General features: G+C 41.5%; 14 protein-coding genes. 4 read left to right on the top strand and 10 right to left on the bottom strand.

Annotated features, from left to right (window positions below):
* Positions 1-74 precede the first annotated feature (74 nt).
* The 3 genes from MHH26_RS13055 to malK all read right to left on the bottom strand — a co-directional run bounded on the left by MHH26_RS13055 (position 75) and on the right by malK (position 3853).
* Positions 75-1157 (bottom strand): BMP family lipoprotein, encoded by a 1083-nt coding sequence (locus tag MHH26_RS13055; protein ID WP_066030472.1) that lies wholly within the window; start codon positions 1155-1157, stop codon positions 75-77.
* A gap of 394 nt (positions 1158-1551) precedes the next feature.
* Positions 1552-2259, bottom strand: coding sequence for a response regulator (locus MHH26_RS13050; protein WP_340973634.1), 708 nt, complete (start codon positions 2257-2259; stop codon positions 1552-1554).
* On the bottom strand, positions 2252-3853 hold the full coding sequence (gene malK, locus MHH26_RS13045; protein ID WP_095285840.1) for a malate sensor histidine kinase MalK: 1602 nt from the start codon (positions 3851-3853) through the stop codon (positions 2252-2254). Before malK ends, MHH26_RS13050 begins: the two co-directional genes overlap by 8 nt.
* Positions 3854-4038: 185 nt before the next feature.
* Between malK and MHH26_RS13040 the strand changes: the two genes are divergently transcribed.
* Positions 4039-4596 carry a YufK family protein gene (locus MHH26_RS13040; RefSeq protein WP_034659805.1) on the top strand — a complete coding sequence of 186 codons (558 nt, stop codon included), beginning with the start codon at positions 4039-4041 and terminating at the stop codon, positions 4594-4596.
* A 243-nt stretch (positions 4597-4839) separates the two neighbouring features.
* Here MHH26_RS13040 and MHH26_RS13035 read toward each other — a convergent pair whose 3' ends face one another.
* The 3 genes from MHH26_RS13035 to MHH26_RS13025 form a co-directional block, all read right to left on the bottom strand.
* Positions 4840-5250 carry a thiol-disulfide oxidoreductase DCC family protein gene (locus MHH26_RS13035; RefSeq protein WP_034659802.1) on the bottom strand — a complete coding sequence of 137 codons (411 nt, stop codon included), beginning with the start codon at positions 5248-5250 and terminating at the stop codon, positions 4840-4842.
* 18 nt (positions 5251-5268) lie between these two features.
* A complete protein-coding gene (locus tag MHH26_RS13030; protein WP_340973633.1) occupies positions 5269-7170 on the bottom strand; it encodes a transglycosylase domain-containing protein in 1902 nt (633 codons plus the stop codon).
* Positions 7171-7278: 108 nt separating this feature from the next.
* Complete coding sequence (locus MHH26_RS13025) at positions 7279-8457, bottom strand: MFS transporter (protein ID WP_249114944.1); 1179 nt, start codon at positions 8455-8457, stop codon at positions 7279-7281.
* 217 nt (positions 8458-8674) lie between these two features.
* On the opposite strand from MHH26_RS13025, the gene kapD reads away from it, so the two are divergent.
* A complete protein-coding gene (gene kapD, locus MHH26_RS13020; protein WP_095285843.1) occupies positions 8675-9292 on the top strand; it encodes a 3'-5' exonuclease KapD in 618 nt (205 codons plus the stop codon).
* Here the strand turns inward: kapD and MHH26_RS13015 are convergent.
* Complete coding sequence (locus MHH26_RS13015) at positions 9289-9681, bottom strand: kinase-associated lipoprotein B (RefSeq protein WP_034659797.1); 393 nt, start codon at positions 9679-9681, stop codon at positions 9289-9291. The genes kapD and MHH26_RS13015 overlap by 4 nt on opposite strands.
* 90 nt (positions 9682-9771) lie before the next feature.
* Here MHH26_RS13015 and MHH26_RS13010 point away from each other — a divergent pair, with 90 nt between their 5' ends.
* On the top strand, positions 9772-9951 hold the full coding sequence (locus MHH26_RS13010) for a hypothetical protein (protein WP_034659795.1): 180 nt from the start codon (positions 9772-9774) through the stop codon (positions 9949-9951).
* Here MHH26_RS13010 and MHH26_RS13005 read toward each other — a convergent pair whose 3' ends face one another.
* Together MHH26_RS13005 and MHH26_RS13000 are read right to left on the bottom strand one after the other, a co-directional pair.
* On the bottom strand, positions 9952-11244 hold the full coding sequence (locus MHH26_RS13005; RefSeq protein ID WP_307500171.1) for an ATP-binding protein: 1293 nt from the start codon (positions 11242-11244) through the stop codon (positions 9952-9954).
* A gap of 133 nt (positions 11245-11377) precedes the next feature.
* A complete protein-coding gene (locus MHH26_RS13000; protein ID WP_334750393.1) occupies positions 11378-12553 on the bottom strand; it encodes a MalY/PatB family protein in 1176 nt (391 codons plus the stop codon).
* A gap of 83 nt (positions 12554-12636) precedes the next feature.
* Here MHH26_RS13000 and MHH26_RS12995 point away from each other — a divergent pair, with 83 nt between their 5' ends.
* The gene (locus tag MHH26_RS12995) at positions 12637-12897 is read left to right on the top strand and encodes a YugE family protein (RefSeq protein ID WP_003213422.1); all 261 of its coding nucleotides are present in this window, start codon (positions 12637-12639) and stop codon (positions 12895-12897) included.
* Here MHH26_RS12995 and MHH26_RS12990 read toward each other — a convergent pair.
* The gene (locus tag MHH26_RS12990) at positions 12894-13718 is read right to left on the bottom strand and encodes an alpha/beta fold hydrolase (RefSeq protein WP_034659788.1); all 825 of its coding nucleotides are present in this window, start codon (positions 13716-13718) and stop codon (positions 12894-12896) included. The two genes, MHH26_RS12995 and MHH26_RS12990, sit on opposite strands and share 4 nt — an antisense overlap.
* Positions 13719-13798: the final 80 nt, after the last annotated feature.

Below are 13798 nucleotides of genomic sequence, written 5' to 3'. Positions count from 1 at the left end.
TTACCACCTTTTACGAATAAAGAGGAGGTAAAGGAGAGGCAAGGGGATAAGCCGCGCTTATCCCGATGCTCAAATTAAGCTTTAAAATCTTTTAGTTCATCACGTGTTGCAGGGATTTTGACTTCACCCTTGATGATTTTTTGTTTCCATTCTTCTACTTTCTTCAATACATCTTTGTCAAGGTTGTCCTGAGATGGAGAAATGTCAACAGCGCCTTCTTTCAGACCGTATGTGATCACTTCGCCGCCAGGGAATTTACCTTCTTTTGCTTTCGTCGTTAAGTCTTGTACCGCTGTGTCTACTTTCTTAATCATAGAAGTAAGAGTGACACTTTGTTTTGTTCCAGATACTTTTCCTTCGTCATACTGGTCTTTATCTACACCAATAACCCAAACTTTACGGTTAGGATCAGCTTTTTTCAGGTTTTTTGCTTCTGTGAAGACACCAGTTCCAGTACCGCCAGCTGCGTGATAAATGATGTCGACGCCAGATTTGTACATGCTTTCAGCTGTTGCTTTACCGATGTCTGCTTTATCGAATGCACCAGCATATTTCACTTCCACTTTTGCTTTCGGGTTAGCTGCTTCAACGCCTGCGCGGAATCCAACTTCGAATTTTCTGATTAATTCAGAGTCAACGCCGCCAACAAAACCGATTTTGTTCGATTTTGTAGAAAGAGCAGCCGCAACACCTACAAGGAATGATCCTTCATTTTCGTTAAACATAATGCTGGCTACGTTGTCTTTTTTCACAACTGCATCAACAATACCAAAGTGATTATTTTTACGTTGATCTGCGATTTCACTAATAGAATCTTGCATTAAGAAACCAATTCCATAAATCAGGTCGAATTTCTCACGAGCAAGTGTGTTTAAGTTCGTTGTATAGTCAGCGTCTGATTTAGATTGTAAGTAATCAAAGCCGTTTTTACCTTTTTTTAAATTGTTGTCTTTCCCAAAAGCTTGTAAACCTTCCCAAGCTGATTGGTTAAACGATTTGTCATCGACACCACCGACATCAGTTACCATTGCAACAGTGAATTGATCTTTATCTTTTTTGCTTTCACCGCTGTTTGAGCCAGAGTTGCCGCATGCTCCAAGGATGGTTCCTGCTGCTACGACTAAGGACAATGCTAGTCCAATTTTGCGCTTCTTCAAAACATAACCCCCTATAAAATTTAAAAGTTTCAGAAAAGTCTCGCGAAAAAAGACCGTTCTACCTCTTCTCACCCTTCTGAATAGGGTATTTTATCCTGCTTTCTCCTGAAACTTATGGAGGGCAGGAGAGAAGATGTAAGACATCAGACTTATATCTCGTTGAACTAATCAATCATAATTTATCATTTCCAATCGAATAAATAAATAGAAATTTGTTTTATTTTAAAAAAAATGTTAAAAGGCTAAATTCGATGTCTTTTTATCTGCTGAAATATGATATAATGCCGCTTTTGTGATGTGCTCTACTACAGTGGAACCGCTGATATCAAGGGGTTTGTGACATCGTGTGCCATAAAAAAACATCTGGCCTCTGTAAAAGGTCAGATGTGTCAAATTATAGATATTGCTGAATCAAATTCATATTTGTTGTACTGAGTTTATATTGGAAAACAGGACGTCCAATTGTCCCGTATGCCATTTCGACATCAACTACTTCGATGTCCTCAAGGAATTTCAAGTATTTTCTAATGGAGACTTGAGAGATTTCTGTATGATTCGCTAGGTCTTCGGTCGTGAAAGCTTGATGACCGAATGATTGAATACTTGTCCAGATGAGTTTGAGTGTGCTTTTGGTCAGGCCTTTTGGCAGAAGGACTTTTTCTGTCTCTGCTTTTTTATGAAAGAACTTCGCATCTAAATCATTTTGCGAGATGCTGTTCATCGTTTGGTACAAGGCGTGTTTACGTTTATACTCTGAGAGCGCTGATTGGAAACGTTCAAACTCAAATGGCTTGATTAAATAATCAACAGCCCCGTTTCGCATCGTTTGCTGGATCACGTCGACTTCATTGGCAGCTGAAATGACAATGACATCAACAGAATGATTTTGTTTGCGTATTTCTGATAATAGGACCAGTCCATTTTGTCCAGGCATATAAATATCGAGCAGTACAAGGTGAATGGCTTCTGTTTTTAAGATGTCCAGTGCCTGCTGAAAAGAGGTGGCAATCCCTTTTAATTCAAAGCCGTCGATTTGGGTCAGGTAGCGTTTGTTCAGCTCCCCAACCATTGGGTCGTCTTCTACTATTAACACATTAATCATGTGAATCCTCCTTTTGTTTATACGGAATGCGGAGACTAAAGGTTGTTCCTTCTCCTTTTTCACTCGTGACAATCAGGTGTCCGTTCAATTTTTTGATGCTTTGGTCAACAAAGTAGAGACCGAATCCTCTGTCTTCTCCTTTAGTTGAAAAGCCTTGATCAAACATGATGTCTTGTTCGTCTTTTGTGAGACCAACACCTGTGTCCGTAATCTCAATATGAAGCTGCTCCTGGACGTATCGGAATGAGATTGAGATGTTTTTCGTCTCAGTATGAGAAACAGCATCGAGTGCGTTATTTAACAGGTTGCCAATCACGGTAATGAGATCATGCGTCACTGCTGGGTCCTCTGAATTTGGGACTTGTGTGCTGCATATGACTTCTAAGGTCGCGCCTTGTTCCCTGATGTAGCTTTGTTTTCCTAGTAAAAATCCTGCTAAAACAGAGTTTTTCACATGGTTGATGATTTCATTTGTTTCCGTTTGCTGATATATCGCAATATCTTTGATATAGGTGCCAAGGTCATCGTAGTTTTTGAGCTGAACCAATCCTAAAATGACATGAAGCTTGTTCATAAATTCATGTGACTGGGCACGGAGGGCATTTGCATACATTTTGACCCCGCTCAGCTGCTCAGCCAAGTGTTTGACTTCTGTTTTGTCACGGAAGGTGGCGATTGCCCCGACAATCTCGCCTTTTACCGTAATCGGGACCTCGTTAAAGACAAGCTCCAGTCCGTTCATTCTCACATCGCGATCAAGCAGCGGCTTGCGTGTTTCAATGACTTGCTTTAAACCGCTTGAAGGGAGGAGAGCCTGAACATCTTGTTCTCTAGGGTCAACCATAATGCCCATATTATGAAAGAGCCGTTTGGCTTCAGCATTGGCTAGCTTGATTTTACCGTGCTGATCGACGGCAAGAATCCCTTCTTTTGTTGATTCTAGCATGGCGCTTCGTTCTTTTAATAGTGTGGCGATCTCATCTGGCTCTAGTCCAAACATAATCTTCTTCACTTTTCGTGCCACAATGAGTGCTCCGATGATACCAGAAAGAAGACTGAGCGATATGACGAAGTAGAGCGGAAGTAAGCTTTGATGAATAATCAAGTCAATTTCCTTTAACGTAATCCCTACTGCCACAGCCCCGAGCTGCTTTCCATCTTGATCATAAACAGGAACAAAAGCACGCATGGATCTGCCAAGTGTTCCAGAAGCCGTACTAATATGTTCTTTACCCTGTAATGCTGGTTTTTCATCACCGCCAGCAAACCGCTTCCCGATCTTCTGCGGATTTGGATGGGTTTTTCGAATACCGTTCATATCCATCACGACAACGAATTCGGTTTTGGTGATTCGCTGAACACTTGTTGTATATTGACGCAATGCTGAATATGATCGATTTTCTTCTAATGATTTCGCTGTGATCGGAGCCTCTGCGACCATTTTGGCAGTGGAGAGGGCGATGTCACGTTCCTGCTGATGAATGTTCTTAGCTGTTTCCGACCAGATCGTAAAGAATGTGATACAAAGGGAGATCAGGACAACGATACAAACAAAAATCGTCAGCCGTGTTTGCAGTCTTAATGTTTTTTTCACGAGTATACCCCTAACGCACGATTTTTTCGTAATAGTAATACTTTAACGGGAAAATGTAAGTTTGTGAAGGAATGTACGTGCAAAATCACAAATTTGATTTTGCTGCCAGTTTACTTTGAAAGCATCTTGTCAATCCGTTTTAAGTGAGCCATAATAAATGTGAGCTTATGAGAAAGGATCTATTTATGAAAAATACATATTTGACTGGATATTTTCCGCTGATTTCGATTTTACTATTCAGCTCTGCTTTTTCGATTTTCACAGTAGGTATCACGACTGATTTCTTGACTCAAGCAGGTATTTTAAAAGGAATGCTGGAATTTTTCTCGGAACAGGGCATCCGGCTTGCTCTTTTTGCTGCTTTTGCACTTGTTTATTTTATGATTTTATCAGCCTTGAAACTGATTGCAGATACGGTGTTAGAGCTGGCACTACTCTTTTTCGCGAAAGATCCTGAAGGGGAGAACTTAAAGAAAATTCGGATTGCATCCGTTGTTTATTTATTTGCCAGCTTGCTTGCATTTCTGTTGACGCAGCAGCTGATTCTGCTTGTCGGACTGTTTGTTTTAGCAAGTCTTGTCTATTTTATCTGGGTTGTGGTTCGCATTTATCAATCGCTTTCCATGCTGAATTTAATTGGATTTATGATGTTTATTCTTCTGTTTTGGGCAACGTTTTTAATCGGCATTTTGTACTTATTTATTAAGCTTTATAACAGTGTTATGGCGAGTCTGCCTTCTTAAACAGACAAAGAAAGCATCCTCCACCATCGGAGGATGCTCAGCGTGTAGACAAACCCTCGCATTCGGTGTCAGGGCTGCGTTCCGGTGCTCACGAATGTTCAATTCGCTCCGCTCCGGTACTCGTCCTTCCTAGACTGCAAAGGTTTTCAGGTCACGCTGAAAAGAAGACAAAGGGCTAAAATAAAAATCATTTTAGCCCTTTGTCAACAATGTGAGCATCCTCCAACATCGGAGGATGCTTTTTTATGAAAGAAACCGTTTTTGAATATCGGGTGTAGGCATCATACAAGATGTTTTTTGACCAAACCATTTGTAGCGATTTTTCGCCATCCGCTCATAAAACCAATCACGGATAGGGCGGGGAATGGCAATGAGTAAATAACTCCATTTGTAGATCCCTTTTAAATGCCGCGTGGCTTTTAAGATGCCTGTCGACTTCGTATAAAGGGTGCCTTTTTCAATATAAATGAATGAATTGAACTCATCTAAAGGCAAACCGTTTTCTTTTAAAATGCGCTGCCCTGTATCTGATTGTAATGAAGCAAACATCATTCGCTCATCTGGATCACGCTTAATCACAAACTGAACAGCACCGCTGCACACGTTGCAGACACCGTCAAATAAAATTAAATGGGGTGGATGTGTTGAATGCATCGCAATCAAACCTCCTGTTTATCTGGCGTATTGCATCGTATTTTTCCAAATACGTAAGTGCGGGCTGGAGCTGTAAATCGATTCAACCGTTCCTCTATCTCTTCCAACCCATACACCCATTGTATATTGATCTGTCAGTCCAACAAACCAAATGTCTTTGTAGTCATTGGATGTCCCTGTTTTACCACCAATGTAAGGGGAACTGAAATTCGCTTTTTTCCCTGTTCCGCTTTTTACAACGGAGGCAAGCAGTTTACGCATGGTGTCATTTGTACGCTGAGAATACACTTGCTTCGGTGACTCTTTCCACTTGTAAAGGGTCTTACCGTTTAAGTCTGTTACCTTTGTGATCGAATGACTTTGTGTGTAACTGCCTTGATTGCCAAAGACGGTATACGCATCTGTTATTTCTAGCGGCGAGAAGCCCTTCGTAAATCCGCCAAGTGCAGAAGGAAGGCGATAATCATCCGCTACGATATGTTCGAATGAGAATTTCTCTAAATAGCTGAAGCCTTTTTTGACACCGACTGTATCCAGCATTCGGATCGCAGGTGTATTGTAAGAGTTCTTAAAGGCTGTTTCAAGTGTGACAGTTCCATACGTTTTATGATTATAGTTCTGCGGACAGTATCCGCTGTTGCAAAACTTGCCGGCACTGATTTTGCTTGAAGCTGTTGCACCGGTTTGGTCGATGTAAGGACCATAGTCTAAAAGCGGCTTAATTGCAGAACCAGGCTGTCTTTGCGCTTGATAGGCGTAGTTGAAATCAAACTTCTTATAGTTTTTTCCGCCAGCAAGTGCGACAATTTGATGCGTTTCATGATTAATGACCGCTGATCCGCCTTCTACACCTTGGTAAGGGAGTTGCGTATTGAGCTGATAGACGGCTCGTTGCTGTAAGGAAGGATCAAGTGCCGTATAAATTTTGACACCATCCTGAAGCAGGGCACTAACTTTTTCAGATAATTCTTTTTGAATGGCTTTTTTTGCTCCATCTGTTTTGGCTTTCTTCAAGCGTTTTGTAAAGCCTTCCTGATCTGACACAAGATCGGTAAATTCCTCATTGGTATATGTCACATAGTCAGGATAAAGGTTTTTCTTTTCACTTAAGGACAGGCTGATTTTTTCTTTGACGGCTTTTTTGTATTGTTTTTTGGTGATGACGCCGTCTTTCTTTAAAATACCAAGCAGTCGTTCTTGGCGTTTCTTCGTGTGCTTGAATTGTTTCAATGGGTCATACAGTGTTGGGTTGTTTGGAATCGCAGAGATAAATGCCATCTGTGCAAGCGTTAAAGAACTAAGCGGCTTATCAAAATAGTAATTAGCCGCAGAACCGACACCGTAAACACCATTACTGAAATAAATCGTATTTAAATAGCTTTCGAGAATTTCATCTTTCGAGAATTTCCGCTCTAATTCATAGGAATAGAGAAGCTCTGTAAACTTTCGGGTGAACGAACGTTCATGGCTTAAATATAAGTTGCGGGATAATTGCTGTGTGATCGTACTCGCTCCTTGGCTGATGCCATGGTTTTTGACATTTGAGGCAAGGGCACGAACAACCCCCATAAAGTCAATGCCTTTATGGTCATAAAAGTTCCGGTCCTCTGAGCGGAGGAACAGCTCCTTCACAGAATCAGGAATTTTATCATACGTCACGAACACTCGGTTTTCATCGTTTGATACGATCTCGGAGATGAGAGAACCATCCCGATCATACATATAACTGTTTTGGGAAAAATCTATCTTTTCCAGCTTGATTTTTTGATCAAGCACTTCGTTAACAGGCTTGACACTTGCAGCTTCTTCCTTTGATAGATAAAAAGTCAGAACAAATAATGGAATGAGGGCAGCAAGTAATAACCAACCAATGATTGCACGAAACATGAGGTCACTCACTTTCTTCAATTTTCTAGCCATATCGTACCATTCTTTTGCGAATACGAGAAGGTTATTTTTAGAAAAGAATGGGCGTGAAGTCTAGTGAATAAGGCTTCTACACATGAAAAAAAAGTACCTGATGCTGGATCAGACACTCCTTTCTTTTGTCTTCGCATGCGAGCGGACCGCCCATAAAAATAACGCGCCAAACAGAAAAATTCCGGCGGTGACATAAAAGACAGCTGGAATCCCGTAATGACTCGCCACAATGCCGCCAATCACCGGACCGACGACATTCCCAAGAAAGCGGAAGCTGACATTGTATCCGAGCACTTCCCCTTGCATAGAGGCAGGTGCTTTGATCCGAATATACGCCGTCGTACACGGAATAATCCCGCCAAGTGCCATTCCGTATAGAAAACGGAAAAGTACTAACATCACATAGGAATCCGCCATCGCTTGCGGGATGAATAAAATAGAGGAGAGGATGAGAAGGGCAAGCAGCACCTTGTCGTGACCAATTCGATCTCCGAGATCTCCCCATTTTCGTGTAAAGAGCAGATTGCCAAGTCCAGTTGCAGAGAACGCAAGACCCGCATAAAATGCGAGATTAACAGGACCGTGTAAATCATGAATGTATAAAGCCAAAAGTGGCTGAATGCTAAAGTTCCCTACTTGTGTAATAAACGTTAAAAGCATCGTGACCACAAGCAAAGGCTGTTTGAAAATATGAACGAGTACATCCTTCCGTGAGTAAGAAACGCGCTTTGCTTCTTTTGAACGGATGGGCTGTTCTTTCACTCCGAAAATAATCACAATAGCTGACACATAAATGACAGTCGCTGTGAGGAAAAACGTATAAATAAATCCGACGCTGTCTGCCATGAAGCCGCCCATTAATGGACCAAACAACCCCCCGGCGACATTACTCATCTGCATCGTTCCAAGGGTTTTACCTGCAGTTGCCTTTTCCGTCTGTGCAGAGATCAGTGCCATTGAAGTCGAGATAAAGCCTGTGACAAGCCCCATGAAGAGCCGCAGTGCGAATAGCTGATAAACGGTTTGCACAAGCCCCATTAATAGAATACTTGTTGCAATCCCAATTCCGTTAATGAGTAAAATCTTTTTATAGCCATGACGGTCACCAATCCGTCCCCAAATCGGAGAAATCAGAAAGGCCGTTAAAAACGTGACCCCAAAGACATAGCCGCTCCACCTTTGGACAAATTCATTTGAATAGCTGCTATCAAGAGATTCTATGTAAAGTGATAAAAAAGGGACGATCATTGTAATGCTGGCAGATACAAAAAAGTTCACAAACCACATGATGTACAAGTTTTTCTTCCTGTTTGTGATAGAGACCACCTTCTTTATTTATTTCGTGTTCCTTAATAATTATAAAGGAAAATAAACGATCTTTCATCTGATGATAGGTTGGGCATAGTGAATCTGCATTATTTTCAAGAAAATGAAGTGATTTCAAGGTCCGTCTTAATATAATGATATCAGGATGAAAAACTGACGAGAAAGTGAGGTGAGACTGGTGGAACAGAAGGCGGTGCTTGTGGTCGATTTTGAATTTACGATGCCTGATGGAAAGTATCATCCACAAAATTTTTTTCCTGAAATTATTGAAGCTGGGGTAGTGAAAGCGGCAAGTGAAACGATTATAGACACGTTCTCTAGCTACGTCAAACCGAAAAAGTTCCCGAAGCTGACGAAGCGCTGTAAATCGTTCCTCGGCATTACGCAGCAGGATGTAGAGAGCGGAATTTCCTTTGAGGCGTTTATCGAGAAGCTCGTGTCGCTTGATGGGGGAGAGGATTGTGAGATTATTACATGGGGCAATATGGACATGAAGGTGCTGAAGCAAAACTGTATGCTGAATCACATTGCCTTTCCTTTTAAGGGGAAGCTGAGGGACCTTGCCTTTGAGTATAAAACCTTTTTTGGTGATCGTACACTGACAGGGCTTCGCAAAGCGGCAAAGGAATACGGCAGTGAAGGAGCTGGTAAGCATCATAAAGCACTTGATGATGCTATGACGACTTATCAGCTGCTAACCCTTTTTGAAAAAGACAGAGCCTATGTGGAAAATCCGCAAACAACCAAAATTGGTGAGCTGATCGATTTCTCACACTTTTTTGATTCGGCTGATTAGCGGGCGTCTTCTGGAAAATAATCTTTTTCGAGAGAAGATAGGCACGCTCTTGATTTTTCAGCCCATTTGGAATCATCCGCATGGAGCGTTTGTTTTAATTTATCTACAGCTTCTTTTAGTGATACTTGATAATCTGGTATACCGCCATCATAAGGCTTCACCATATGATGAGGGATATTCGTCTGTTCACGATAGGCCAAAGCCCGTCTCTCTTGGAAAAAAGGCACGTCTGCTTCTTTTGGGTGATGCAGGTCGCCTTGAGTGGGATGTGTCAGAACGGCTTTTACTTGAACGAGATAGGTCGATGGTTTCACTGCTGTCACTTCCCCAACGTAAACACCTGTTTTGTAAAATCCTTTCACAACTTGTCCAATTTGAATGTCTGTCATGTGAAATTCCTCCATTTCCTTCTCGCAGGAAGGTATTTCATTTCTTTTAGCCAATATAGTGAAGTAAACGAGCAAAAGGGGGAATGGCGAATGCTGTCGTTCATCGCACTCTTTCTACTGTATTTTCCTGAAGATAAAAGGGAGTACATCCCAGCGGCAATCACCACGGTGATTTTCTTCATTGCTGCTTTTATTTGCTTTCGTCTGATCGTTCGTGCGTCTAAGAAGCAGGAGCGGATAGATGAAAAAAGGACAAAAAAAATGGATTGATCATTTTCTTCTTGTATCTTCAGGAAACTTCACGGTGACGGTTGTACCAGACTGCAGCGAGCTTTTGAAACGAATGGTTCCATGGTGATTTTCAATGATAGAAAATGTCACTGTCAGCCCAAGTCCAGTCCCTTTATTTTTCAGGGTGTAATATGGTTCGCCAAGCTTTTTCATTTGGCTTTCTGTCATTCCTACACCGTTATCCACGAAACAAAGGCATATTTTATGATTTTCTTTTGAAGCAAAAAGTTCAATTTCCCCTTCGTGTTCTGGGGCTGCTTCAATCGCATTTTTGATTAAATTAATCATGACTTGCTTGATCTTCGTTTCATCACCTTGAATGTATAAGTCTGGTTCAATGGATTGATGAATCGTGACTGATTTGAAATTCGCATAGGATGTCATCAGTGATGCACATTCCTCTAGTAACTTAGATAGATTGAGAGATTCAATTTGATAATAGTTTTGTTTCGCAATGTCAAGATAACTCGTGATAATATCCTGCGCCCGGTCTAACTCGGACAGAACGAGATTTTTATAATCTTTATTGGTTGATGGCTCTTTTGTATTGTCACTAGAAAAGAGCAATTGGATAAAGCCTCTCACCACTGTCAGCGGATTGCGTACTTCATGGGCAACGCTTGCAGCGAGTTCACTTACAATGGTCAGTTTTTCTGAGTGGACGAGCTGTGTTCTCATTTGCGCATTTTCTTTGACGAATTCAATGGAATAGATACTTAGCACAAGAAAGAATATGTAGTAAAGGGTTGAGAAAAATAACTCCAGTAACTTTTGCTGCATAATAAAGGCTGGGCTGTATTCCATTAAGCTGACCGCGAACAGTCCAATGTAAATAAAGAATCCTTTGGATAAACCGATAAGCACTCCATACATCAGCTTTTTCAGCTTCGAATATTGACGCCATTTCCGGTAGAACAGAAATGGGATGAAAAAGTAAATCGGAACAACAATGAGTCCAACCCATAAGAAGGAGCCATACATTACGAATTTGACCATGGAACTTATCAAGATGGCGACGATCCCAGCAGTGTACCCTCCGTATAAAATGGCAAGTACAAGAGGGATGGATTGAAGCCCAGTCTGCAAATCTAAAATCGAACCAACTGGATATATAATACATAGTGCTGAAGAGATGGATGCGAATACTGTGATGAGCAGTTTATTCGTTTTTGGGAAATGAGCAGGGGTCCGGCTTAGCCATAGCGCATGATATAAAAAGATTGGAAATAGAATAAAAGATACATGGAGCAGAAAATCCTTGAACATTTCCATTTAAATGCTCTCCTCGTAAATAATTGTAATTCCTCTCATTATATCATCTCATGTACAAAGTAGATATGATAAAAGGAGGGTTTTTTTCTTTAAAAAGAACACCCGTTAGGATGTTCTTTCGATCGTATAGGGCTTATTCAGATGATTGCGTGAACGCTTGATGAAGGCGTTTCAATCCTTCTATGACTGTTGAAGCAGGACAGCCGAGATTCATCCGAATAAAGCCGTCTCCTTCGTGTCCGTACACGTGACCAAGCTCTAGGATCACTTTGCCCTTTTTCAGCAGATTCCGTTTCAATTCCGCTTGACTGAATTGATAATCCCGAATGTCCAGCCACAATAAATAAGAAGCATCTGGTTTCATATAACGCATATTTGGAAGGTGTTCGTCAATATAGTCCATCGCCATTTTTATATTGTTTTCGAGATAAAGAACAAGTGCATCGAGCCACTCATCCCCGTGGCGGTATGCTGCTTCCATCGCAGGAATCGCAAATGCATTCAGTTTGGCCAGTCCGTTTCTTTGCAATTCATTGGTGAAAAGGGTTCTTTTTTCTTCATCGGAAATGATAATGGCAGATGCTTGGAGGCCAGCTAAATTAAATGTTTTACTTGGTGCAATACACGTCACTGTGATATGTGCTATGTCGTCAGAAAGACTAGCAAATGGCACATGCGGCTTTCCGTATAGCATCAAATCAGAATGAATCTCATCTGAAACGACTGTGACACCATGCTTGACACATAAGTCTCCTACTCGTTTTAATTCCTCTTTTGACCACGCTCTTCCGGACGGATTATGCGGATGACAAAGGAACATGAGCTTCGCTTCTGGTCTGCTCAGTTTTTTCTCTAAATCATCAAAATCCATAAGATAGCGGTGGTTTTCTATTTTTAAAGGGTTGGTTGAGACTGTACGTCCATTTCGCTCAATCATTTGATAAAAAGGCGTATACACTGGTGACTGTATGACCACTTCGTCATTCGGTGCTGTAAAGGCTTGGACAGCAAAACTAAGTGCCGTGACAATCCCTGGTGTGAAGGTGACGGCTTCTGTCTGAATCGACCACCCGTGTCTTCTTTTGAGCCATTCGGCTACTGCCTGCTGCGTATCCTGGTCTTGAAAGGCATAGCCAAATACGCCATGATCCAATCGCTCTTTCAATGCATCAAGGACGACCTGCGGCGCTTTAAAATCCATATCTGCCACCCACATCGGCAGTGCATCTGTTGTCAGGAACAAAGACTCTGCTTGGTCCCATTTCACTGATTTTGAACCTTTACGTATGATCTGTTCGTCGAAATTCATGAAACCCACCTCTAGCCGTTTTTCAACCATTGTTGGTTGTGCTAAAATAAACATCACAAAATTTATTATAAGCGGTGATACCGATGAAAGATAGTCAAGCTGTAGAAGAGATGATTCAACTTATTAAGGCATGGGACCCTTTTCAATATGGAGAGGACTTTTATGAAACGGAGCCTGCTGACGTCATCAGTGCATTATACGACGCAGAAGACTCTTTATCTTTAGCAAAAGACATTCAAGCCATTTATCATCACTCATTTGAGCAGCTCCTGCCTTTCGAAAGCTGTCAACATATAGCGAATCAGCTTTTCGTCATACGAGACAGCAGCTCCTGCACACGCTAAGACAGGCTGAAATGTCCGATTTGATCAGACACAAAGACCGGATTTTCCTCAGGAACGAGGTGTCCGGTTTTTTTTAATGCATGCAAGGTCGAGTTTGGCAGATCCTTGTGCAGTCTTTCTCCTATTTGAATGGGAACGATCCGATCTTCCTCACCCCAAATGAGCAGCACTGGTGTCTCCATTTTCTTTAGGACATCCGAGGTCAAATCGCCTTCCCGGTGCCGAATCAAGCGGAAAATTCCTCGGAAAATTTGATCATCAGAAAAAGGCTTTAAATATCCGTCCACCATCTCTTGATCAATGATGGAATGATCATGTACAACAGCGGTTAAATTTTTCATTATGCCTTGCTTCAAGAGCTTTCTTTTGAGATAGAGATAAAAATAAGGAATATATGTGCTGTAAACAAGCGATCTCTTTGATTTATTTAAATACCCTGAGCTGCACAAAAGTACCGCCTTTTCAAATAGGTCTGGCCGTTCAGATGCAGCGTATAAAGCAATTTGGCCGCCCATCGAATGACCCACTAGGATCGCATGCTGAATCTGCAAGTAACCAGCTAGCTCAATAATGATCTTTCCCATGTTGCGATAGCTGTAAATAAACGTATTCGACTTCTCGGACTGTCCAAATGGCGGCAGATCGATTGCAATTAAATTGAAGTCTTGTTTCAGAAGCGGGATGAGCTTTCGATAGCTGAAGGTAGAAGAGAAGAGTCCGTGAATTAAGATCAATGTTTTCTTCCCCTTATTTGGATAGTGCTCATAATAGATATCTAAACCGAATTTACTTTTCATATAAGCTGGCTGAACAAAGTCCACACTCATCACTCCGATACTTGATACTCTCTCTGTTAGGTGACTGTATTGTACCCTAAAAAGTGGATTTTAAGCTATGGTTA

Source organism: Bacillus sp. FSL K6-2839, from assembly GCF_038003365.1.
GTDB lineage: Bacteria > Bacillota > Bacilli > Bacillales > Bacillaceae > Bacillus.
The sequence above is the reverse complement of the archived record's forward strand: the minus strand, read 5'-3'. Positions and strand labels throughout refer to the sequence as shown.